Source organism: Virgibacillus byunsanensis (genome assembly GCF_042675965.1).
Lineage (GTDB): Bacteria > Bacillota > Bacilli > Bacillales > Amphibacillaceae > Virgibacillus_R > Virgibacillus_R byunsanensis.
The window spans coordinates 1-23,548 of the sequence record NZ_JBHTKJ010000023.1 but is presented as its reverse complement, the minus strand read 5'-3'; the positions used below and the strand labels follow the sequence as shown (position 1 = coordinate 23,548).

Genomic DNA, 23,548 nt, shown 5'->3' with positions numbered 1-23,548 from the left:
TATAATGGTATGGGTTGGAATATTTGTTGAAATAAATAAAAACAAAACCATTTTGTTGAAATGACTGTTATACTATTTATGATTATTTATTTTCAACGTTATCTATAGTTTAAACAAACGTAGCCTTAAAATGTGTAGTAAAATTTGATAAAATAAGAAGCATTTTAATAATGGAGGGGAAAAGATGGATAATAAAATAAAGACTTTATCAACCTTAAAAATCCAATATTCATCAGATATGTATAAAATTGTCGATTGTTTAAATCGAACATTAAAAAAAGAAAACCTTATGTTTGGATTAGCTCTGGATGGTGACCATGAAGAACAAGCAGTATTCACAATTTATCGTACCTAACTGGTTAAAATGGATTATTGGGTTCGTTTGTTTAGTCTTTATTTCTTGTTTAGTTTATGGAGTATTTTTATATCAGGATATACAGCAGCAAAAGAAATCTGGTTATGCGTCATCACAAGACACAGTACTTAGCAATACAGAATTGACAAAAGTTAATAACATATATACATTTAGTGGTGCCATTACGTATCATGTATTATTCGGTGAGACTACTGGTAATGATAAAAAAATAGTTTTTTTACCGTTGGATGATGAAGATGAGGATATTACGATCATGGATCAATCCAATATCATATCCTTGGAATCGATCAAAAGCCAGTGGAAGGAACAATGTAATCATTGTAAATTAATTAAAATTTCACCAGCAATGGTAAACAATAGACCATTATGGGAAGTAACTTATCGAGATAATAGTGATAGGCATGTGTTAGATTATCTATCCATGAATGATGGCTCAAGATATGAACGATTTAGGTTCAAAAAAACATTTAAATAGGAAGGTGAATGGAAATGAATTTAGCTGAACGAGTAAAAACATTAACTCCATCCTCTACACTAGCAATAACAGCAATGGCAAAAGAACTTAAGCAACAGGGACACGATGTTATCGGGTTAGGTGCAGGTGAACCAGATTTTAACACACCTGAATATATTATTGAGGCTGCAGAAAATGCAATGAGAAATGGATTAACAAAGTACACACCAGCTGGTGGTATTTTAGAGCTTAGAGAAGCTATTGTAAACAAATTTAAACAAGATAATGACTTATCCTACTCGACCGAAGAAATAATCGTTACAACTGGTGCTAAACATGCTTTATACACCTTGTTCCAGGTTCTGTTAAATGAAAGTGACGAAGTAATCGTTCCAGCACCGTATTGGGTGAGTTATCCTGAACAAATAAAGCTTGCAGGAGGAAATCCAGTAGTCGTTAATGCTTTAGAAGAAAACAGTTTTAAACTGACTCCAGAGCAATTGGAAAATACGATAACAGAAAAGACGAAAGCAGTTATCATTAACTCTCCAAGTAATCCTACTGGTATGATGTATAATAAGGAAGAATTGATTGAACTTAGTGAGGTTTGTATTAAACATAATATTTTAATTGTTTCAGACGAAATTTATGAAAAGTTAATTTATACTGGCGATCCACACAATTCAATAGCGCAAGTTTCAGAAAAGGTAAAACAACAGACTATTATCATTAATGGTGTATCGAAATCACATGCCATGACCGGATGGAGAATAGGATATGCAGCGGGGGATAAAACCATCATTAAAGCAATGACGAACCTTGCATCACATTCCACCTCCAATCCAACTTCAATTGCACAATATGCAGCATTAGCGGCTTATCAATCAGGAAATGGTGCATTGGATCAAATGAAAAAGGATTTCTCAGAAAGACTTGATCTATTACATGAGTTAATGAATGATATTCCTGGCATATCCTGCCAAAAACCAATGGGTGCATTTTACTTGTTCCCAAACGTACAAGAAGCTGTTAAACAAAATGGATTTGAACGTGTTGATGAATGGGTAACTGCATTACTTGAGGAAGAGAAAGTAGCTCTCGTGCCGGGGTCTGGTTTTGGATCGCCACAAAATGTACGATTATCTTATGCTATTTCTACGGAAAATTTAAAAGAAGCTGCAAAACGTATAAAACGTTTTGTCATGAACCATCAATTATAGATTTTGGGGGTAATTTTCTTGAAGACAACTATATCACAAGTACATGATTACGAAGGAAAAGAAGTAACAATTGGAGCATGGCTAGCTAATAAACGTTCTAGCGGAAAAATAGCTTTTTTACAACTACGAGATGGAACAGGATTTATGCAGGCTGTAGTTGCAAAAAATGGTGACGAGGATGAAACATTTCAGCTAGCAAAAAATATGACACAAGAGTCTTCGATGTACATAACAGGTACAATTGTAGAGGATAAACGATCACCACTTGGATTTGAAATGCAGGTAAGTGGTATTGAACTTATTCATGAGGCAGTTGACTATCCAATTACTCCAAAAGATCATGGTACAGAATTTTTAATGGACCATCGCCATCTATGGTTACGATCTAAAAGACAACACGCTGTAATGAAAATACGCAATGAAATCATCCGTTCGACATACCAATTTTTCAATGAAAATGGTTATGTCAAAATTGATCCTCCAATTTTGACTGGATCATCAGCAGAAGGTACAACAGAATTATTCCACACCAAGTATTTTGATGAAGAAGCATACTTATCACAAAGTGGACAACTTTATATGGAAGCAGCTGCAATGGCATTTGGGAAGGTATTTTCATTTGGACCTACATTTCGTGCTGAAAAGTCAAAAACAAGAAGACATTTAATTGAATTCTGGATGATTGAACCTGAAATGGCTTTTGTAAATCATGAAGAAAGCTTACAAATACAGGAGCAGTATGTTAGTTTTATTGCCCAATCTGTATTATCGAATTGTAAAATTGAATTAAATTTACTTGAACGTGATACAACCCAGCTTGAAAAAATTCAAGCACCATTTCCAAGAATTTCATATGATGATGCAGTGGGGATGCTTAAAGAAAAAGGATTCACCGATATCGAATGGGGAGAGGACTTTGGCGCACCTCATGAAACTGCAATTGCAGAAAGCTTTGATAAACCAGTATTCATCACAAATTATCCAAAAGATATAAAAGCATTTTATATGAAGCCAGATCCAAACCGCTCTGATGTGGTATTATGTGCTGACTTAATTGCACCTGAAGGTTATGGGGAGATCATCGGTGGTTCACAACGTATTGATGATTTGGAGCTAATGAAGGAACAATATGAAGCACATGGGTTAACAGGACCAGCCTATAAATGGTATTTGGAATTACGCCAATATGGTAGTGTACCACATTCTGGTTTCGGTTTAGGGCTTGAAAGAACTGTTGCATGGTTATCTGGTGTAGACCATGTTCGAGAAACAATTCCATTCCCACGGTTGTTGAATCGTTTACATCCATAATAAAATAGGTTAACAAATCCCTTGCTAAATGCGAGGGATTTTACTATTTTTCATGCTATACTATATTTGAGGTGTTATTAATTATGACAAAATTTGTTTCTTTTCAACATATATTATTAAACCAAGTACAGATACCTAGTCGACTACTTACTTCGTATAAACAATTAGGTCTTGATGAGAGAGATGTCATGGTAATAGTGCAAATTCATCGATCTTTACAAGAATATATAGATTTTCCGACTCCAAATGAACTTGCAACTGTCCTAACAATGGACGAAAAAGAGTGTTCAACTATTTTACGAAAGCTAATTCAGAAAAAGTTTATAACGATTGAACAATCCAAGAATGAGCAAAACATACTTAGTGAATCTTATAGCTTAGAACCACTTTGGGAAAAACTTTTCACTGTTGAAGATAAGCAAAAGCAGGATGACCAAGGTGAAGATGGAACTATTTTTATCCTGTTCGAACAAGAATTCGGTAGACCATTGTCTCCTTTTGAAATAGAGACAATTAATGCCTGGATCGATGTAGATGAAGTTATTCCCGCATTAATAAAGGCAGCACTTAGAGAGTCTGTTTTAATGGGAAAATTAAATTTTAAATATATCGATCGCATATTAAGAGACTGGAAAAGAAAAGGTATTCATTCTGTAGAACAAGCAAGAGAAGTAAGTAAATCCTTTCATACTAATCAGACACAAACACAGGTTGAAACTAAAAAGAGAGATACTTCATTTTATTATAATTGGTTAGAGGGAGAAGATTAATAAAATGCTCAACAAGGCACAAGTTAGATTTTGTTTAGATGAAATAACAAAAATGTTTCCCCATGCAGAATGTGAATTAAACCATAGAAATCCATTTGATCTGGTGATTGCTGTATTGCTTTCAGCTCAATGTACCGATGTGTTAGTCAATAAAGTAACTGCTGAGTTGTTTAAAAAATATCAAAAGCCAAGTGATTATCTAGAAGTATCGTTGGAAGAACTAGAGCAGGATATCCGGTCAATTGGACTTTATCGCAATAAGGCTAAAAATATTCGAAAGCTTTGTACGATGTTACTTGAAGAATACAACGGGGAAGTACCACAAACAAAAACAGAATTAATGAAATTGGCAGGAGTGGGGAGGAAGACGGCAAATGTTGTAGCTTCTGTTGCATTTCATGAACCAGCAATTGCTGTTGATACACATGTCGAACGCGTATCCAAGCGATTAGCTATTTGTAAGTGGAAGGACTCTGTCTTAGAAGTTGAACAAACATTAATGCGCAAAGTTCCAAAAGAAGAGTGGACGGATACTCATCATCGTTTGATTTTTTTTGGTAGATATCATTGCAAGGCAAAAAATCCAAACTGCCCGGAATGTCCTTTATTAGAAATATGCAGGGAGGGACAGAAGCGAATGAAAAAAGTGGATTCTTTGTAGAAATTTTGATAAGAAAAAAGAGGTAAACTTCATTGAAGTTTACCTCTTTTTTAGTAGATGAGTGGAACTAAGGTTTGGCGAAAAGCCACGTTTTCTAAGATTGATTGCCTATTCTTATTGATCTTCTGGATCTTGTGCGTCATCATCTTCATTATTTCCATCATTGTCGTCATTACCGCCACCTAGGCCTTCGCCATCAACGTTTACCTCATCATTATTATCGGCATTTTCTTCGTCGTTATTATCATCATCGCTTTCTACATTAATCGTAGTGCTTTGTGATTCTCCTCGAACATCACTGTTAGCTCCATTCTGACCGATTGGGGTAATCGTAATGTTATATTCTCCAGGACTAATATTGGTAATTTCTATCCCGTTAGAACCAACTGTTTGTGTTTGACCATTTACATCCACTTCGAATTCTGCTGGTGGTCCATTATATCCCCACGAAACGTCGATCATATTGTTTTCAGCGTTATAAGATGCTTCTAAGTTATCAATAGAAGGAATATTTTCCTGTTCTTCTGGAACTGACACTTTAGTTGATGAAGGTTCACTAGTAATGGAGTCATGCTCGTTACTAACGACAACTACTTGGATTTCATATTCCGCTCCAGGTTCTACGTTGGAAATTTCAAATGAAGTGTCTTCTGTAGAAGATAGACCATTCATTTGGCCGCCATCTTCACTAGCACTTATTTCAAATGATACATCCTCATCAGAGTTATAGTCCCACTCGACTTGAATGGAATCTGAATCCTCATCATATTCTGCTGTTAAGTTATTAACAGGATCGAGTTGATCATACTTTTCTGATGTGTCATCTGGTTCATACCCTTTTACAAATAATTCTGTTACGATTTCTGAACTAGGTGTAAAATCACTTGGTAATTTTGCTGGTCTAGATCCTTTCTCAACTTCGACCTCTACAACCGAATCTGGTTTTACAAAGTCTGGAGTGTCTATGTCTTTTGAGATTTCGCTCATCGTATGTTTGAACAAGGCATGTGGGATTTTCGTATCCGGCAATACTCTTTGATTACTGTCGCCATACCCAGTCCAAATAGAAAGCGTATAGTTGGTTGTGTATCCACTGAACCATGAATCAGGACTGCCGTTTTTGTCTTTTAAATTCGTTGTACCAGTTTTACCAGCAACAGGTAACCCAGAAACATTTGCTGCAGTACCGGTGCCTTCCTCAACAGCTGTTTTTAGCATATCCGTTATCATATAAGCAGTATAATCTGACATAGCAGCTTCCGCCTTAGGTTTTAAATCGATTGTTTTGCCATCTGGAAATTCAACTTCAGTAACAGCATAAGGTTCATTATAGATACCTTGATTACCAAATGCACGATAAGCACCTGCTAATTCTAGTGGGGTAACACCAGTACCAGTTCCACCAATTGCATCCCCGATAGTTACATTGTCATTAGCAAATTCAATTCCTAATCCTTCAGCAAAACTTTTAGCATTACCTGAACCATTTTCTTCTAACGTTTTTACTGCTGGGACGTTTAATGATTCACTTAAAGCATAACGCATAGACATCCAACCTCTACTGCTGCCATCCCAGTTATTAATTTGGCTATCAGTACCGGCGATATCAAAAGGACCGTCATCGTTTATTTGATGGTATGTTGACAATTGATTATGTTCAATTGCTGGACCATATGCCACGATTGGTTTAAATGTAGAACCAGGTTGTCGTCCTTCACCGTCAATCGCGAAATTGTGGCCATCATTTTCCAATCCACCACGGGCGCCTCCAATGGCTCGAATCGCTCCATTTTTTGTATCCAATAATACCATACCAGCTTGCACATCGACTGGATTACCATTTTCGTCCTCTACTGGTTCAGGATAGTTTATAGGATTATCTTCACTGTCTGATAGTAGAAATTCTACATACTCTTGTGCATTTGTATCTAACGTTGTATAAATCTTTAAACCATCGGTATATATATCTGCACCATCAACTTTTTTAGAAATCTCGTCTCTAATTTGTTGTAAGAAAGCCTCATAAGGCGATGAATCCGGACGATCCTCTCTTAAAAGTGATGGAATATCTACTTCTCTTGCTTCATCGGCTTCCTCTTGTGTGATTTTTTCATGTCGTACCATAAGGTCTAACACAGTATTCATACGTTCCTTAGTTAAATCCGGATTTTCAAACGGGTTATAAGCCGAAGGACGTTGTGGTAAACCTGCAAGAATAGCTGCTTCTGGTAGTGTTAGCTCACTTAAATCCGTTTTACCAAAATAATTTTGTGCAGCCTTCGCTACACCGTATGAATTATTGCCATAATGAATTTTATTTAAATACATTTCCATTATTGCTTCTTTAGAATATTCTCGTTCTAGTTTTAATGCTAACCATTGTTCTTGTACTTTTAGGCTAATCTTCTTCTCCGGTGATAAGAATGATTTTTCAACAACTTGTTGCGTAATAGTACTTGCACCTTCAGAACCAAAACCATTTGTTATGTTTGCTTTAATTGCTCCACCAATTCTTAATAAATCAATACCAGAGTGAGTGAAGAATCGTGAATCCTCTGTCGCAGTTACAGCATCAATTAATATTGGCGGTAATTCACCAAACTCTATTTGAGAGCGTTGCTCTGAGCCAAGATCTGCAAACAATTCACCATCTTTATCATAAATTTTAGAAGATAATGGGTCTGATAATTGAGATGCATCAATTTCTGGTGCTGTGGCAATATAATACGCAAACAGTACACCTACACCTAAACCCAAAGCTAAAACGACAATTGATGTTATTAATAATATCTTTTTCCATATAGGTTTTTTATTTGATTTTTTTTGCTTCCTTCTTGCTGTACGAGATTGGCTGTTATCTGCCATAGCTCCATACCTCCATCTCTAAAAATAAAGCTTATCTATAATTGATAAATAGTTTACTCTTGCCTGGTAGTGAAAGGGTATAAAAAAACCCTCCTCTTTTATAGCTTGATATGGTATTGATTTTCTACCACCTTTTAATTTGTCGTTCCAATATGAAAAAAGTTTCTCTCCTTGCAAAAAATATGTTTCATTATACAATGCAAAGCGAATGACGATAAAGGAAATTCCACCATGTCGTGTTATTGATTCCATATGTTTTATTTGATGTTCATGGATATTAGCTAATGGAAATAGCGTTTTATTCTTTGTTACTTTTGCTTCAAAGTCAATATATTTATTACGATAGATCCCATTATAATCTGTTGTTGAAGCTTGTTTAAAATATCCTTCTGTAATAACTGCAGCACTTCTTTTAGGATAATTCACATTAACTATTTGAACAGGTGTTGGCTTTTTATGAATAATTGCTCTATCCGTTTCTACATAATAGTTGTTTGTTGCGTTGATATCTTCTTCAAGTGTCATACCTCGGTTACCAAAACTCTGTTTACTTGTAAAATTATCTTTATAATTTGATTTTATCATTTTTGTTCCATTTGGATATTTCATATATGTTACCCCCAGCATATTACAGTATCATATCAGAAAACCTGTACAAAATACAGTTAGTAAGACCATTAGATTGTAAAGAAAGTAGGTATATAAGATGTTGATAAAAGGGGGAGAACAAGCCTATTTACATTATATAATAAAAAGGACAAGAGAGCATAATGTTGATAACATTTCCCGAACAAAAGCGTATCAAAACATATATTTAACCTATCCTGAAATTAAATGGTCACTGCTTGCTAGTGTGGTATCGAGAAATGCTGGATGGAATATGACTGACTTGTATTTGCCTCCATTTCAAAAGCTTTTCCATGAAAACGAACGTACTAGATTATTTATGACATATGAAAGAGCAAACTGGTTAATATTTTCAGATGCTTATCCCCAATTATTGATCTATATACTATCAATAAAACGAAATAAACCACTTTTTTATTTATTAAAAGAATTTAACGTTTCCGTATTTATGATAGAAGAATGGTATCGCTTTTGGACATATCAAGATCAAGAAAGGCTAATGACCGCACTTATTATTAATGAGCAAAATGTTATCGAAGCCCCAGTTGTTAAGAACAATTACTTTAAACAGAACGTTTTTCATAAAGTCCCTTATCAAATGCAAAATTTATTGTTCATGAATGCAATTATTGTACCAACGAAAACACTTAAGTTATACGGATTGTTTGTACATGATTTCACGAATTTAACCAAACGAATTTCGTTAGGTAAGCAAATTGCGTCTGTTCTTTTCCATAAAGATACCTATCATCATATATTGGATTTCTTAATTCGTGTTGAATATACTGGTTCCAGACGTGATTATGAACAATTTCTTGATTTACCATTCCCATACAGCCCCATACTAAGAATGATTTATCCAGAAATTACGCATCATAATAATATTCGTAGCGATTGGTTTAAATCGAGGGGGCTTAAAAAGAAATGGTTTAGAAACATTCCAAAAGATTCGAATTTCGATATCACGGAATCTTTTTATAATAAAAGAAACATGATTTTTGCATACTATCATATAAAGTTAATTTAAAGAAGAAAAGCGCAAGCGCCCGTTTAGCGACGTATGGGCTGCGCCCGCGCATCGCGGGTGGGTCGACGTTGCCGCGCAAAGCGGCGAAGTTAGTTGATCTTCCTTAAAGGAAACACGAAGAGCGGTAGCGATTCGATGTTGACTTATCGTAAGGAGGATCAGGAAGCCCACTAACAGCACGGGTGCTGGAGCTGGACGTGGCTTAAGCAGTAAATAAATTATCCACAGGCTCCTAATTTTATAATTTCCTAGACAAGAAGAAAAGCGCAAGCGCCTTGATCAGCCTCAGGCATAGCTTAAGTAAAAAATTATTGTGGCGTTCTTTGCCACGGGGAGTTTTTGCTTAAAACCTCGAGGCGCTAGGCGCTGGAGCTGGACAAGGCTTATACTGTCAGCAATAATATATTTGCCAAATCTTTCTTTACTCGTAAAAAAGGATTTGTCAGTTATGACAAATCCGTAGTAATCGAACTACCTTTTTTAAGTAGAAGGTCTATTAGGTCCATCCAGTTTTTTGTCACCTGTTTTCAAGGTGTCTTTTTTACGTCTTTCTTCATTTTTTCTTCCTTTTTGCTTTTTCATAGTAAACCTCCTTTATTATATTTTGTGTTATTTCCCTAAAAAAATGATTATTTTCACTAGTTTTGTATCATTAGTTCTAGTTTTGTCGAATAGGAAGGTGAATATGCAGCCATGCCGAACTATTATAAACAATAACTCTTTGTGAGGTGGTATTAATGGCAATTGCTGCAAAAAAAAATTATACGTGTGACGGCGTAGAAAAGGTTGAGTTTTCAAGGGCATTACAACAAGTATCTGATCAAATAAGGTTAACAGAGCAAAAATTGACCATGAAAATAGAAAATGAACTAGAAAAGGATTATAAAAAACAACAAGAGAAGATATTATCTGCAAAGTTATTCATAGCAAACATTTCGTAATGGAAACATTCCTATTTAAATATGTGCCAATTTGATCTAAAAGTGATATGGTATTAGTTAGAATAAAAATAAAGGTAGGAATGGTAATGGAATTACAGGAACACACCAAACAACTAAAAAAATATTTGGACGTTTTAAAGGATCAATTCGAAAATTCCGACCCACCTGAGAGTAAAAAGAATAAGCAATTTTTTCTACATGTAAAAGAGAAAACAGATCCTGTTTATAGACTCTTGGAGGAATGGGAGGAGAGTGCATTAGCTATAGTCAAAGAGAGAAAAGTTAATGTACACCCTCAACAGATCACATCAACAAGAGAAAATATGGAATTACTTTTACTACATAGCTTTTATGTAGATGTAAAACGTAAGCGTTATATGGAGTTAAATCATTCTATACATTTTATCTTTGACCAATTGTTAAGTGACTTAAAACAAGTATGAATCCTTTACAATCCCATGGGTATCCTTTATAATTACCTTCCACTCATTGTGAAAGGGGATACATAATGAATCAAGAAGATCTTTTAAAAGAGGCAATTAATAGTAGAAATAAAGCATATGTACCATATTCCAAGTTTCCAGTGGGAGCAGCACTACTTACTAAATCAGGAAAATTGTATACGGGATGTAATATTGAAAACGCAGCATACCCTGTTACATGTTGTGCTGAGCGAGTTGCTATTTTTAAAGCAATAGAAGATGGAGAATTTACTTTTGCTGAATTAGCTGTTGCAGCGGACACACAAAGACCAGTGCCACCTTGTGGGTCTTGTAGACAAGTTATGAGTGAGTTTTTTGATAGTACAACTAAAATTCACTTAACAAACTTACATAACAATACAAAAACAATAACGATGGAAGAATTGCTACCATTTTCTTTTCAACCGAGTGATTTAACATAAAGAGAAGCCAAAAAAGCTTCTCTTTATTTTGATTGGTTAAATTTTGTACATTTGTACATTAGGTAAAAAGACAAGTTTGTCTAATAATGTTATAATAACTAATGAATGAAAAATACGCATAAATTCAAGGATAACTAATACAATTAAATGGACAACTTACTATGTTTACTTAAAAATCAAAAAGAATTTGAAAGTTATGAGGTGATTATTATATGAGTTTAAATCGTATTCAACTAACAGGAAAAGAAATATTGGAGAAGAATTTCAAAACGGCTATGCGAGGATATCATCAAGAAGAAGTGGATGAATTTCTTGATACCGTAATCCAGGATTATGAAGCATTTCAACAAGAGATTGAACAACTAAGACAGGAAAATGATCGGCTTAAGAAGCAGTCGGATAATACTCGTACAAGGTCTACTACACCGAATCATCAAGTTAATTATGATATTTTGAAACGTCTATCCAATTTGGAGAAATCTGTATTCGGTAAGAAGTTTGCAGATACCGAGTAATTACCTTTATTCACCAATGAAATATAAACTTATTTATGGTATACTGATGATAACAAAAAATTGAGTGCTCATGTAATCGCTGCATGCTAAATGCAGAGGAAAGTCCATGCTCACACTAACTGAGACGTTTGTAGTGTTCGTGCTTGACGAAATCATAAGTCAAGGTAACCTTAATGGTTAACGGCAGTGAAAAGTCCTACGTCTTTATGATACGGACAAGTACACTTGAAAGTGCCACAGTGACGAAGTCAGATTGGAAACGATCTGAATGGAACGAGGTAAACCCCACGAGTGAGCAACCCAAACAATGGTAGGGGCATTCTTGAGTAGGGAAATGAACCGAAAGAGAGACGAGTAATTTAGTTACTTGTAGAGAGATGATTACAACCAAAGTACAAGGTTGACCGCCGTTTGTAGTACAATGGTACAGAACATGGCTTATCGAGTATTCAATGGTCTTATACGTCATAAACAAAAACCTTTTAATGGCATAGTGCCTTTATAAGGTTTTTTTTAGTTTAGAAGTTATAAAATTTGGTACCTGTGGATAATTTATTCGACTGTGTAAGCCACGTCCAGCTCTAGCGCCTAGTGGGCTTCCTGATCCTCCTCACGATAAGTCAACATCGAATCGCTTAGCAAAGGAAGGCCGACTAAAAGCGGGCTCCCGGCCCAACGTCGGCATACCCCTATGAAGGGGCATGTTTCCTTTTAGATGAACTTGACTTTTCGCCAATAATGGCGAAAGTCAGAGTGAATCTTATACTCTGGAGTGAATCTCATTAAGATTTGGAAGATCGACTAACTTCGCCGCTTTCGGCGGCAACGTCGACCCACCCGCGATGCGCGGGCGCAGCCCATACGTCGCTAAACGGACGCTTTCGCTTTTGTTCTTATTTTTTCTACACTATGGTAAACTAATACTGATTTAAGTTTAGTAAGGGAAGGGATAGTTACATGAATCAAAATGTCACACTTATAGCAACTGCTGCAATGGGTTTAGAGTCCATAGTAGCCAATGAAGTAAAAGCACTTGGGTATGATGTAAGCGTTGAAAATGGAAAAGTAGTGTTCGATGCACCTGTTTCAGCAATCCCGCGTTGTAATTTATGGCTCAGATCAGCAGATCGGATCAGGGTGCTTGTTGGTCAGTTTACTGCAAAAACCTTTGATCAGTTGTTTGAGTCAACTAAAGCATTACCATGGGAGGATTATATAGGTGAAGACGGAAAATTTCCTGTTAGCGGAAAATCTCAGAAGTCTACCTTGTATAGTGTTCCGGATTGTCAAGCTATTGTAAAAAAATCAATAGCTGAGCGCTTAAAGCTTAAGTTTGGTTTAGCTTCTGACTTACCTGAAGATGGACCTTTATATAAAGTAGAGGTAGCCTTAAATAAAGACATTGTAACATTAACTCTCGATTCTTCAGGTGCTGGGCTACATAAAAGGGGCTATAGAGTTGGTCAAGGGGAAGCTCCACTAAAGGAAACGATGGCTGCAGCTTTAATAATGTTGACAAATTGGAAGCCGGAATATCCATTAATTGATCCTTTTTGTGGTTCGGGTACTATACCTATTGAAGCCGCTTTAATAGGTCAAAATATCGCACCAGGATTTAATCGTGAGTTTGCCTCTGAAGAATGGAAATTTATCAAACAGAAGTATTGGGACCAAGCTTTTGAGGAGGCAGAAGACCAAGCTAATTATGATCAAAAACTGGATATTACTGGTTCAGATATTGATCAAAATATGACTAAAATTGCAATTGATAATGCGAAAGAAGCAGGTTTAGGTGATTTAATTGAATGGAAACAAATGCAGGTAAAAGATTTGTTTATCAGAAAAAATAATGGATATATCATAGGTAACCCTCCATATGGTCAACGTTTAGGGGATAAGGAAGAAATTGCTAAGATGTATAAAGATTTTGGAACCATAATGAAGGATAATCCATCATGGAGCGTGTACATTATGACTGCATTTGAACAATTTGAACAGCAATATGGTCAAAAAGCAACTAAAAAACGTAAACTATTCAACGGGTTCATACAAACGAATTATTATCAATACTTTGGTAGACATATATAGGGGGGTAAAACATGGATACGTACTTAATAGAAAAAGATTTTAAAAACTTATTAAAGGAACAAGCCTCATACCGGGAAGCAATTATGTTAGCTCATTGGGATATGAGTACAAAAATTCCGAAAAATGGTATAGAACAACGTTCAGAAGTAGTTGGTTTTCTATCTGAAAAGCTTCACCAAATTGAAACATCAGAGAAAATGAAATATTTTATAGATGTATTGAAAGATTCAACTGAAAATGAAGTAATGAAAAAGACAATTGAAGAGTGTGAAGAAACATATGAACGAAATCGTAAAATTCCAAATCAGGAATTTAAAGAATATGTGATGCTTCAGACAAAATCTGAATCCATCTGGCAGGAAGCAAGAGAAAATGCTGATTTTTCATTGTTTCAACCTTATTTAGAGCAGTTGGTAGACTATAATAAAAAGTTTGCTAACTACTGGGGATATGAAGATAACATCTATGATGCACTTTTACATAATTTTGAACCAGGTGTAACAACAAAAACATTGGATCATGTGTTTCCCGAATTGCGTAAATCATTAACATCTTTAATGGATAAGATAAATGGTAGTACTCATAAACCAGATGCTAGTGTATTAACAGGTCATTTTCCAAAAAAAGACCAAGAAGCATTTAGCGTAGAAGTCTTAAAACGAATGGGGTATAATTTCACATCTGGTCGTCTCGATGAAACGGTGCATCCTTTCGCTATTGCTTTAAATAGGAATGATGTCCGTGTGACTACGCGATATGATGAAAAAGACTTTCGAATGGCAGTGTTTGGAACCATTCATGAGGGTGGCCATGCGTTATATGAGCAAAATATAAATAGTGAGCTTATCAATACACCGTTAGCTACCGGCACATCGATGGGGATTCATGAATCCCAGTCATTGTTCTGGGAAAACTTTGTAGGTAGAAATAAAGCGTTTTGGGAATCACATTATGAATTATTTAAATCTCATGCGCCAGCACATTTTCAAAACGTTCCGTTAGATGATTTTTATCGTGCTGTAAATGAAGTAAAGCCTTCCTTTATACGAATAGAAGCTGATGAACTAACCTACCCACTGCATATCATGATTCGGTATGAATTGGAAAAAGCTCTGATTAATGGGGAAATTAAGGTGAAGGACTTACCAGGGCTTTGGAATGAAAAAATGAATAACTACTTAGGTATTACACCCCCTTCGGATAAGGAGGGCGTATTACAGGATATTCATTGGTCAGGAGGAGATTTTGGATATTTTCCTTCCTACGCACTTGGATACATGTATTCAGCTCAACTACACAACACGTTAACACAGGAAATCAATCTGGATGAAATTATAACTAAAGGCGACTTTAACCAATTGCGGAATTGGTTAACCAAAAATGTTCATCAATATGGAAAAATGAAAAAACCGTTAGAAATTATAGAAGACGTTACAAAAGAAAAGTTAAATCCGGAACATTTAGTAAATTATTTAATGAAAAAGTATAGTTCTATTTACCAATTGTAATCGGTTAAGAAACATATTTTTGCCATTTATAGGAATAATAAAGGTAAAAAGGGTGGCACTATGGCTTATATCTGTTCTACTGGCGTTGGTATACCTGAAAACAATCTATCGCAACAAAGAATAAAGGAGTTAGTTAAAGGGATTTTTCCTTCCAACAATAGATTAGACAGATTAATGCCTGTATTTGATAATGCCAAAGTTCATAATCGCCAATTTGTAGTTGATCAAGAATGGTTTAATGAAAACCATTCGTTCCAGGAAAGTAACAATCTGTATCAACATTTTGCTCAAAAGTATGCTTTAGAAGCTATTGATCATTGTTTAGGTAACAATCAATTTTTGTCTAAAGATATTCCATATGAGGCAATTGATATGATTATATTCGTTTCAAGTACAGGTATTGCGACGCCATCGATTGATGCTCATTTATTAAATAAACGACCTTTTCGCACAGATATTAATCGAATGCCTTTATGGGGCCTAGGTTGTGCGGGTGGTGCAATCGGATTATCTCGAACATTTGATTGGATTAAAGCTAATTCTGATAAAATGGCATTAATTATTTGTTGTGAGCTATGCAGTTTAACATTTCAAAAAGATGATGTTAAAAAAAGTAATGTAATAGGAAGTGCGCTTTTCGGTGATGGAGTCGGTGCTGCATTAGTAGTTGGAGAAAACTCTAACTTTTTCAGCTATCGCAAGAAAACAGTACCTAAAATAACTGCTACTAGCTCTTTAACGAAGAAAAATAGTACTAATGTTATGGGGTGGGAAGTTACACATGGCGGTTTAGAAGTCATCTTTTCTAAAAGTATTCCAGCATTAGTGAATACTTTTTGGAATGAACATATTAACTCATTTTTGTATGAAAATGAACTTACAGAAGAGAGAATTCATTCCTTTATAGCACATCCAGGTGGAAAAAAAGTTTTGGAAGCGATGGAGGAAGTATTACAAAGCCCCAAACAAAAACTATCCAAATCTTATAAGGTATTAGCAAATCATGGAAATATGTCATCTGCAACGGTGTTTTATGTTCTCTATGAGTGGATGAATGAAAGTATTTCAAAAGGTGAACGAAGTATCTTGTCTGCTCTGGGACCCGGTTTTAGTTCAGAATTAATCTTAATGGAGTGGACATGATATCGATGTTAATGTGACTTTTATTGGCTGTTATTATAAGTCAGCGATTAATCGAATTAGTAATCGCCTGAAGAAATGAACATTGGATAAAGGACAAGGATCGTAATTAGTAAAGGGCCTTACAAATATCTAAAACACCCAAATATACTTGGATAGAACTACTTACCATCTTCCTATTATTTGGTGCTTATATCACAGTTATTATATGTCCAATACTTCATATTCAGTTATTACGAATGAGAGTACGTTGTGAAGAAAAAGCATTGTTGAGCGAAAACTCAGCCAATATGAAAAGAGGTCAGCATATATAATGCTGACCTCTTTCTAATTAATTAAGAGTTTCCAATTGGCCAATCAAATGGTGGGGACCCTGGTGGCGATTGTTGAATAATATCTATAAACGGTATCGTGTATGCAAACAGAATTAATGCAACTGTAAGTCCAACCCATAGCTTCCAGTTTTCCAAAAACATAGGTGTTGGCTCTGCATCTGATTCCTCCTCAGCAATTGGAAACTCTTCAACACCTTTAGGCGCAAAGAAAGTTAAGTTAACAAATATATATACCATTAGTATTATTCCAATAAATAAGATGGATCCACCAATAGCCTGTGCCATTTGATACCCAATCCAATCAGTTGCCTGTTCAGTTCCACCATATGTGGAGTAAGAAGAACGTCTAGGTGCACCAAGTAAGCCCTGAATGTGCATTGCCCCTGACATAATTGACATTCCAACTGCCCAAATGATTGTTTGAATAATACCTAATTTGTTCATTTTGAAAGTAAGTTTTCTTCCAGTTAAAGCAGGTATTAACCAATAGGATATTCCAAAGAAAGTCAATATAACCGTTGTTGCAACAGTTAAGTGGAAGTGCCCTGTTACCCAAATGGTATTGTGTATAACATTATTTAACTGGTGAGAAGCATTGATAATTCCACCTGTTCCTGCTGGTATAAACGCCAACATACCTACCATAGGTGCAAAAAACCGAACATCTTTCCATGGTAAGTGTTTAAACCATCCGAATAATCCTTTAAACCCTTTACGACGTCCCGTAATCTCAAACATCGCAAACATAGAAAATGCTGTAAGTAGAGATGGAATGATAACCATAAACGTAAGAACTACCTGAATGAACTTCCACGTTGGGTCAATTCCGGGCTCTGTGAGCTGATGGTGGAATCCGACTGGAATGGAAAACATTAAAAATAGAACAAAGGAAAGTCGTGCTAATGAATCACTGAAAATCTTTCCACCGATTATCTTTGGAATAATTGCATACCATGCCATGTAAGCAGGTAATAACCAGAAATACACTAATGGGTGACCAAAATACCAAAATAACGTTCTACTAACCAAGACATTAATGGTTTCTGCATAACCTAATGACCACGGTATAAATTGAATTAAGACCGTAGCAGCTACTCCAAGTGTCGCGATAAACCACAGAAGCATATTTATAACAACCATAAATGAAAGTAGTGGTGATTTTTCACCTTTGTGTTCTTTTTTCCATACATAAAGTTGTCTGAAATTAACGAAACAAGCAATCCAGCTACCTACAACTACTAGTGCCAAACCAATATAAAAGGCTGGATGTGCTTTTAATGGTGCATAAAATGTATATAGTACACTTGCTTTTCCTAACAAAATCGTAATGGCAGACATTGTAGTACCAATCAGCATTACCCAAAAACCAAGCCATGCGTATTTACCTTGCTTTTTAGAAATACCAACTGTTTTTGCCATTAAAGCATACTGAAAACCAATAATGAAAAAAGTAGTTAACACAAGACCCAATATGACACCATGTACCGTAAGGACTTGATAATAATCAATTCCCCATGGTAATTCTAACGTTCCTGAACGTACAAGAGTTTGTAATAAACCCATTAATCCCCCAATTAATAAAGAAATAAATGCTACGTATAAAAAAGCCATCGTTAATTTTGAATCAAATTTTGTTAAACCTAGTTTTTCTGTATTCATTATTCATACACCTCCACTGTCGCAAACATCAAATGGTGACCCATACCGCAATATTCATTACAAACAATCGTATACTCACCAGGTTTATCAAGGACGGTTTCATAGCGGCTTATATATCCAGGTTCTACCATCATATTTACATTTGTACCTGCGATTTGAAAGCCATGAACAACGTCTTTTGTAGTTGCTTGAAACAATACAGTTGATCCTTTTGGAATGCGTATTGTTTTTACCGGACTACCTTCATCATCTACACCGAAGTCATAATTAAATGCAGATGCTACTAAATTTACAATATATTTGTCATCCTCCACTTTCGTCATCCCTAAGTTATCTTGTTGAAAAGCTTCTTCAGCTTCAATATTTTGTGGATCTATGGTTGCTAGGTGACTTGATGGGTGGGTACCTTTATAAAATGCTCCAATACCTATGACTACTAAAAATAAAACTAATGAACCAACTCCAAATACTAACCAGATCTTTTCAAACTTGTGTAAATGCATTGTTCAACACTCCCCCAATTCTGCTTAACTATCTAGAAATAAAAAGTATATACACCCCAAACCAGCTTATTAGTATAAATGAGCCTAATAACATTACAGAAATTAACGTTCCTTTTAAGTCTGGACTCTCTTTTTGAGGTTGTGGATGACTTTTTTTCTCTTCCACACTATTCATTTTCCACACTCCTTTCGGGCAGGTTTATCTATCTGTTTTCATCATACACAAATTAGAAACTGAAATTACTAAAATCAGGGACGTTTCACATAATGTTCAATTATGCTTAAGCGGTTGATTAACAAAGGTTTACTAACATTTTTGTTAGAAAAGTTTGTGAAAATTATGTGAAAAAAAGGTGATATTTTGCGTCAAACAGAACAAACTATATCTAATTAAAGTGTGTTATTTGATTATTACTGGAGTGGAAAAAATGAGTCTAATAATGTGGATACTGCTAATTGGAATTGTTTGTCAGCGTCTTGTTGAATTAATCATTGCAAGAAGTAATGAAAGGTGGATGAAGGAGAGAGGGGGAATAGAGAAAGGGGCCAAACATTACAAATGGTTTATATACCTTCACAGTTTGTTCTTCATTTCAATTATAGTTGAAAGTATTGCGCGCGAAGGTTTTAACCAGCCTTTGAATTACTTTTTATTCACCATCTTTATCGCAACACAAATAACAAGGGTATGGTGTATTCATACATTAGGCAGATTCTGGAATACAAAGATCATTGTATTACCTGGAGTTTCGCTGATTAAAAAAGGACCATATAAATATGTAAAACACCCAAATTACATTATTGTCGCATTGGAGTTATTTCTTATACCGTTACTATTTGGAGCTTATTTAACAGCATTTGTATTCCCAATACTTCATATGTTGTTATTACGTATAAGAATTCCACGTGAAGAAAAGGCATTAACGAAGGCAACTTCATAAAGAAGAAGAACAAAAGCGTAAGCGCCTTGAAAGTTATACTTTGCTTGCGATTTAGAAATGAGGATAGTTTAGCAACTATCCTCATTTTAATCGTTGTTATTCATACGTTTTAGCTATATACATAAACGGTGTATCTAATTAATGCGACAATCAATTTTATGACTTAGGTAGTGATAAAAATTTCTATCCATACTTGAAGGGGAAATAGCCCATAAAAAGGGATTGTACAAAATACAGCTGTATCTAATAGTTGACAAAAAATGGCACTTCCATTATTAGGAATATTCAATCACGTGTAACACTAATAAATTTTCCTAAACTCAAAAAAAAACGGTAATCACTAAGATTACCGCTTTTATCTATTCATGTTATCTGTTATTTTTTAGTTACGTTTGCAGCTTGTGGGCCACGTTCGCCTTCAACAATTTCAAAAGAGACTTCTTGACCTTCTTCTAAAGATTTGAAACCTTCTTCTTGGATTGCAGAATAATGTACGAATACATCATTTCCACCTTCAACTTGAACAAAACCATAACCTTTTTCTGCATTGAACCATTTTACTACTCCGTTTTCCATGTAAATAATCCTCCTAAAAACTTTCACGTGAAACGTGTTAATACAAATCAGATGGCGGAATACCAAAAAAGGCAACTTCGTATAGAAGTGTAGGATCATGATTGCATCCACTTCTATAGAAGCCGCCTGTCTCTAATGAATCCGTACATCTTCATTGCTTATGTCCAATATAGCTTATATAGTTATGTTAGTCAATGAGTAGGCATCAATATCTTGAAATTTTTTTTAGTATACGATCTATTATTTTTTCCTGAAAAGTTATATAATGAAAACGCTATCAAAATAATGTAACTATGGTAAAGATAGACAACTTTACGTTACACTAAAGGTATCTAATAAGGAGGGAATAATCTTTTATGAAGACAGATATTGAAATTGCCCAAGAAGCAACACTTAAGCACATTAGTGAAATTACAGCTGGACTTAACTTAACAGAAGAAGATTGGGAGCCTTATGGTCACACAAAAGCTAAACTATCGGACAACTTATTAACAAAATTAAAAGAAAAACCAAATGGCAAGATTGTATTAGTAACTTCAATCAACCCAACTCCAGCAGGCGAGGGGAAATCTACAGTTACTGTTGGACTAGGTCAGGCACTTAATAAAATAGGAAAAAAAGCAGTAATTGCTTTACGTGAACCTTCGTTAGGTCCTGTAATGGGAATGAAGGGTGGAGCTGCTGGTGGTGGATATTCTCAAGTTCTTCCAATGGGGGATATTAACTTGCATTTCACTGGAGATCTTCACGCTATCACAAGTGCTAATAATGCACTTGCAGCATTGATTGATAATCATATTCACCGCGGTAACGATCTTAATATTGATCCCAGAAGAATTGAATGGAAACGAGTAATGGACATGAATGACCGGGCACTACGTCAAATAGTAGTTGGTTTAGGTGGCCCATTACGAGGTGTACCGAGAGAAGACGGATTTACGATCACAGTCGCTTCGGAAATTATGGCTATTTTATGTTTAGCAACGAGTCTTGATGACTTAAAGGAAAGGATATCACAGATCGTTATTGGTTATACATATGAGGAGGAGCCAATAACAGTGAAGGATTTAAAGGTGGAAGGCGCATTAACACTTTTACTAAAGGACGCGATGAAACCAAATCTTGTTCAAACTACTGAAAATACTCCTGCTATTATCCATGGTGGTCCATTTGCAAATATTGCACATGGTTGTAATAGTATAATGGCTACCAAAACTGCTGCAAAACTTGGTGATTTTGTTGTAACAGAAGCTGGGTTTGGAGCGGATCTTGGAGCGGAAAAATTCCTTGATATTAAGTCACGTGCTGGTAAATTCGAAACAGATGCAGTTGTTATCGTAGCTACTGTACGCGCATTAAAAATGCATGGTGGAGTTGATAAAGATAAATTAACGGTAGAAAATGTAGATGCCTTAAAATCAGGAATGGAAAATCTGAAAAAGCATATAGAAACGATTGAACAATTTGGGTTACCATTTGTAGTTGCGATCAATAAATTTCCAACAGACACCGAAGCGGAAACAAATTTCATTGAATCATGGTGTGAATCCAGAAACATTGAGGTTGCCCTAACAGAGGTGTGGGCTAAAGGTGGAGAAGGCGGCGTTGCTTTAGCAGAAAAGGTATTAGAGAAAACAGAACAAGCTGATCGTAATTTCCAATACATGTATGAATTAGAAGAGAGCTTAGAAACAAAAATAAGAAAAGTCGCCCAACGTGTATATGGTGCTGATGATATTGAACTATCAAGTAAAGCAAAAAAACAGATTGCTTTTTATCAACAACAAGGGTGGGGAGAATTACCAGTATGTATGGCTAAAACACAATACTCATTATCAGACGATCCAAGCTTATTAGGTAGACCTAGTGGATTTACAATTACGATTAGAGAACTTCGTGCATCAGTTGGTGCAGGATTTATTGTTGTTTTAACCGGTGATATGATGACAATGCCAGGATTACCTAAAAAACCAGCTGCATTGAACATGGATGTAACCCAGGATGGTAAAATTGTTGGATTGTTTTAATGAATAAAGAACAACAATTAAAGGCTATTACAGATTATATATATGAACTTTTTAAGGATGATGTCACTGGACATGACTTTTATCATATGCGTCGAGTTGCCCGAACTGCTAAAGAAATAGCCCAGTCAGAACATGCCAACGTTTTTATTTGTGAAATTGCAGCGTGGGTCCATGATGTCGGAGATCACAAGCTATTTAAGGATCCCAAGAAGGAACTAGAGGAATTATATGAGGTTTTTCAGTCGATAGATTTAGAACCTTCTGCAATCAAGCTAATAGATCATGCTATCAAAGATGTCTCGTTTAGTAAAGGCAATCAAATACCTGAAACACTCGAAGGTAAAATTGTTCAGGATGCAGATAGACTAGATGCATTAGGTGCTGTTGGTATTGCCAGAACATTTGCTTACGGTGGGTTTAAAGGTCAGGTGATGTATAGTGAGAGTGAGTCTAAGAATTCTTCCGTTCAACACTTTTACGATAAGTTGTTTACATTAAAATATACGATGAATACAAATACTGCAATAAAAATGGCACAAGAACGACACGATTTTATGGAAAATTTTATAGATACGTTTTTAGATGAATGGTAATTTCTATTAAAATCACGTAGAGCATATCCTACTTCTACGTGATTTATTTTCTTATTATTCACTGACTTGTTCTTTTCGGATACGACCGCTGCGTAGTAACCAGTTGTGTTGAAAGATCTCAGTCACCGCTAGCAAAGCACCTGTCAAAATAGCTCCCCACACGGTAACATCTGCACCAATAAAAAATCCTGCTCCGATATACACAATAATTGCCGAAGCAGCGAAATCCATTAAAACGCTTAACCAGTTTGTTTCCTCACGTAATAATAAATACTCCATTGCATATCCAACCACAGCTAATACAACACCGATTATGATCGGTTGATACCAATTGGCAAAATTCACGTTAGGAAAGATCCATGAAGCTAAAATAACCCCTATTGGACACACGAGTAATTTAATAATTAATCCAGTCATACCAATACCCACCTTTTATTATTATAACTCAACTTTCGCAGACTGAAATAGGCAAGTAAGCCTTGATATAATTAGGCAAGCCTGCAATCC

At 35.5% G+C, this 23,548-nt stretch carries 25 protein-coding genes and 1 other RNA gene; 19 read left to right on the top strand and 7 right to left on the bottom strand.

All coding sequences use genetic code 11. The features are described 5' to 3' along the window. Window positions 1-184: 184 nt before the first annotated feature. The 6 genes from ACFQ3N_RS09695 (at window position 185) to nth (ending at window position 4,792) form a co-directional block, all read left to right on the top strand. Window positions 185-355 carry a YpmA family protein gene (locus ACFQ3N_RS09695; protein WP_390361846.1) on the top strand — a complete coding sequence of 57 codons (171 nt, stop codon included), beginning with the start codon at window positions 185-187 and terminating at the stop codon, window positions 353-355. Then, window positions 318-851, top strand: coding sequence for a cell wall elongation regulator TseB-like domain-containing protein (locus ACFQ3N_RS09690; RefSeq protein WP_390361844.1), 534 nt, complete (start codon window positions 318-320; stop codon window positions 849-851). Before ACFQ3N_RS09695 ends, ACFQ3N_RS09690 begins: the two co-directional genes overlap by 38 nt. A gap of 14 nt (window positions 852-865) precedes the next feature. Further along, complete coding sequence (locus ACFQ3N_RS09685; RefSeq protein ID WP_390361935.1) at window positions 866-2,050, top strand: pyridoxal phosphate-dependent aminotransferase; 1,185 nt, start codon at window positions 866-868, stop codon at window positions 2,048-2,050. Between the two features lie 18 nt (window positions 2,051-2,068). Continuing rightward, entirely contained in the window at window positions 2,069-3,361 is a 1,293-nt protein-coding gene (gene asnS / locus ACFQ3N_RS09680; protein WP_390361842.1) for an asparagine--tRNA ligase, read from the top strand. Window positions 3,362-3,444: 83 nt separating this feature from the next. Continuing rightward, on the top strand, window positions 3,445-4,131 hold the full coding sequence (locus tag ACFQ3N_RS09675; protein ID WP_390361840.1) for a DnaD domain-containing protein: 687 nt from the start codon (window positions 3,445-3,447) through the stop codon (window positions 4,129-4,131). A gap of 4 nt (window positions 4,132-4,135) precedes the next feature. After that, complete coding sequence (gene nth, locus ACFQ3N_RS09670) at window positions 4,136-4,792, top strand: endonuclease III (protein WP_390361838.1); 657 nt, start codon at window positions 4,136-4,138, stop codon at window positions 4,790-4,792. Window positions 4,793-4,906: 114 nt separating this feature from the next. Here the strand turns inward: nth and ACFQ3N_RS09665 are convergent, their stop codons facing one another. Both ACFQ3N_RS09665 and recU read right to left on the bottom strand, forming a co-directional pair. Next, the gene (locus ACFQ3N_RS09665) at window positions 4,907-7,657 is read right to left on the bottom strand and encodes a PBP1A family penicillin-binding protein (RefSeq protein ID WP_390361836.1); all 2,751 of its coding nucleotides are present in this window, start codon (window positions 7,655-7,657) and stop codon (window positions 4,907-4,909) included. 18 nt (window positions 7,658-7,675) lie between these two features. Further along, window positions 7,676-8,266 (bottom strand): Holliday junction resolvase RecU, encoded by a 591-nt coding sequence (gene recU / locus ACFQ3N_RS09660; RefSeq protein ID WP_390361834.1) that lies wholly within the window; start codon window positions 8,264-8,266, stop codon window positions 7,676-7,678. 97 nt (window positions 8,267-8,363) lie between these two features. Between recU and ACFQ3N_RS09655 the strand changes: the two genes are divergently transcribed. From ACFQ3N_RS09655 to ACFQ3N_RS09610, 10 genes are all read left to right on the top strand, one after another. Then, window positions 8,364-9,311 (top strand): DUF2515 family protein, encoded by a 948-nt coding sequence (locus ACFQ3N_RS09655; protein ID WP_390361832.1) that lies wholly within the window; start codon window positions 8,364-8,366, stop codon window positions 9,309-9,311. 737 nt (window positions 9,312-10,048) lie between these two features. Beyond that, on the top strand, window positions 10,049-10,252 hold the full coding sequence (locus ACFQ3N_RS09650) for a hypothetical protein (protein ID WP_390361830.1): 204 nt from the start codon (window positions 10,049-10,051) through the stop codon (window positions 10,250-10,252). Window positions 10,253-10,338: 86 nt separating this feature from the next. Next, complete coding sequence (locus ACFQ3N_RS09645; protein ID WP_390361828.1) at window positions 10,339-10,695, top strand: DUF1798 family protein; 357 nt, start codon at window positions 10,339-10,341, stop codon at window positions 10,693-10,695. Between the two features lie 65 nt (window positions 10,696-10,760). After that, the gene (locus ACFQ3N_RS09640) at window positions 10,761-11,156 is read left to right on the top strand and encodes a cytidine deaminase (RefSeq protein WP_390361826.1); all 396 of its coding nucleotides are present in this window, start codon (window positions 10,761-10,763) and stop codon (window positions 11,154-11,156) included. 212 nt (window positions 11,157-11,368) lie between these two features. Further along, window positions 11,369-11,671 (top strand): cell division regulator GpsB, encoded by a 303-nt coding sequence (gene gpsB / locus ACFQ3N_RS09635; protein WP_390361824.1) that lies wholly within the window; start codon window positions 11,369-11,371, stop codon window positions 11,669-11,671. A 64-nt stretch (window positions 11,672-11,735) separates the two neighbouring features. Further along, an RNA gene (rnpB, locus tag ACFQ3N_RS09630) (RNase P RNA component class B) lies at window positions 11,736-12,117 on the top strand. 511 nt (window positions 12,118-12,628) lie between these two features. Beyond that, on the top strand, window positions 12,629-13,759 hold the full coding sequence (locus ACFQ3N_RS09625; RefSeq protein WP_390361822.1) for a THUMP domain-containing class I SAM-dependent RNA methyltransferase: 1,131 nt from the start codon (window positions 12,629-12,631) through the stop codon (window positions 13,757-13,759). Between the two features lie 11 nt (window positions 13,760-13,770). Next, entirely contained in the window at window positions 13,771-15,267 is a 1,497-nt protein-coding gene (locus tag ACFQ3N_RS09620; RefSeq protein WP_390361820.1) for a carboxypeptidase M32, read from the top strand. 60 nt (window positions 15,268-15,327) lie between these two features. After that, window positions 15,328-16,410 carry a type III polyketide synthase gene (locus tag ACFQ3N_RS09615; protein WP_390361818.1) on the top strand — a complete coding sequence of 361 codons (1,083 nt, stop codon included), beginning with the start codon at window positions 15,328-15,330 and terminating at the stop codon, window positions 16,408-16,410. A 125-nt stretch (window positions 16,411-16,535) separates the two neighbouring features. After that, window positions 16,536-16,721 carry an isoprenylcysteine carboxylmethyltransferase family protein gene (locus ACFQ3N_RS09610; RefSeq protein WP_390361933.1) on the top strand — a complete coding sequence of 62 codons (186 nt, stop codon included), beginning with the start codon at window positions 16,536-16,538 and terminating at the stop codon, window positions 16,719-16,721. 21 nt (window positions 16,722-16,742) lie between these two features. Here ACFQ3N_RS09610 and ACFQ3N_RS09605 read toward each other — a convergent pair whose 3' ends face one another. Genes ACFQ3N_RS09605 through ACFQ3N_RS09595 form a run of 3 tightly spaced genes read right to left on the bottom strand, consistent with a single transcriptional unit; the run spans window position 16,743 to window position 19,079 of the window. Beyond that, window positions 16,743-18,401, bottom strand: a complete 1,659-nt coding sequence (locus ACFQ3N_RS09605) for a b(o/a)3-type cytochrome-c oxidase subunit 1 (protein ID WP_390361816.1) — start codon at window positions 18,399-18,401, stop codon at window positions 16,743-16,745. Continuing rightward, entirely contained in the window at window positions 18,401-18,904 is a 504-nt protein-coding gene (locus tag ACFQ3N_RS09600) for a cytochrome c oxidase subunit II (protein WP_390361814.1), read from the bottom strand. The genes ACFQ3N_RS09605 and ACFQ3N_RS09600 overlap by 1 nt, the downstream gene beginning before the upstream one ends. 28 nt (window positions 18,905-18,932) lie before the next feature. Further along, the gene (locus ACFQ3N_RS09595) at window positions 18,933-19,079 is read right to left on the bottom strand and encodes a cytochrome c oxidase subunit 2A (RefSeq protein ID WP_390361812.1); all 147 of its coding nucleotides are present in this window, start codon (window positions 19,077-19,079) and stop codon (window positions 18,933-18,935) included. Window positions 19,080-19,332: 253 nt separating this feature from the next. On the opposite strand from ACFQ3N_RS09595, the gene ACFQ3N_RS09590 reads away from it, so the two are divergent. Next, window positions 19,333-19,845: an isoprenylcysteine carboxyl methyltransferase family protein gene (locus ACFQ3N_RS09590; protein WP_390361810.1), complete on the top strand. Its 513-nt coding sequence runs from the start codon at window positions 19,333-19,335 to the stop codon at window positions 19,843-19,845. Window positions 19,846-20,220: 375 nt separating this feature from the next. On the opposite strand, the gene ACFQ3N_RS09585 is transcribed toward ACFQ3N_RS09590, so the two are convergent. Beyond that, window positions 20,221-20,421 carry a cold-shock protein gene (locus tag ACFQ3N_RS09585; RefSeq protein WP_390361808.1) on the bottom strand — a complete coding sequence of 67 codons (201 nt, stop codon included), beginning with the start codon at window positions 20,419-20,421 and terminating at the stop codon, window positions 20,221-20,223. A 356-nt stretch (window positions 20,422-20,777) separates the two neighbouring features. Here ACFQ3N_RS09585 and ACFQ3N_RS09580 point away from each other — a divergent pair, with 356 nt between their 5' ends. Both ACFQ3N_RS09580 and ACFQ3N_RS09575 read left to right on the top strand, forming a co-directional pair. Continuing rightward, window positions 20,778-22,448, top strand: coding sequence for a formate--tetrahydrofolate ligase (locus tag ACFQ3N_RS09580; RefSeq protein WP_390361806.1), 1,671 nt, complete (start codon window positions 20,778-20,780; stop codon window positions 22,446-22,448). Continuing rightward, window positions 22,448-23,041: an HD domain-containing protein gene (locus tag ACFQ3N_RS09575; protein ID WP_390361804.1), complete on the top strand. Its 594-nt coding sequence runs from the start codon at window positions 22,448-22,450 to the stop codon at window positions 23,039-23,041. Before ACFQ3N_RS09580 ends, ACFQ3N_RS09575 begins: the two co-directional genes overlap by 1 nt. 54 nt (window positions 23,042-23,095) lie before the next feature. On the opposite strand, the gene ACFQ3N_RS09570 is transcribed toward ACFQ3N_RS09575, so the two are convergent. After that, the gene (locus ACFQ3N_RS09570) at window positions 23,096-23,458 is read right to left on the bottom strand and encodes a DUF2512 family protein (protein ID WP_390361802.1); all 363 of its coding nucleotides are present in this window, start codon (window positions 23,456-23,458) and stop codon (window positions 23,096-23,098) included. Between the last annotated feature and the right edge of the window lie 90 nt (window positions 23,459-23,548).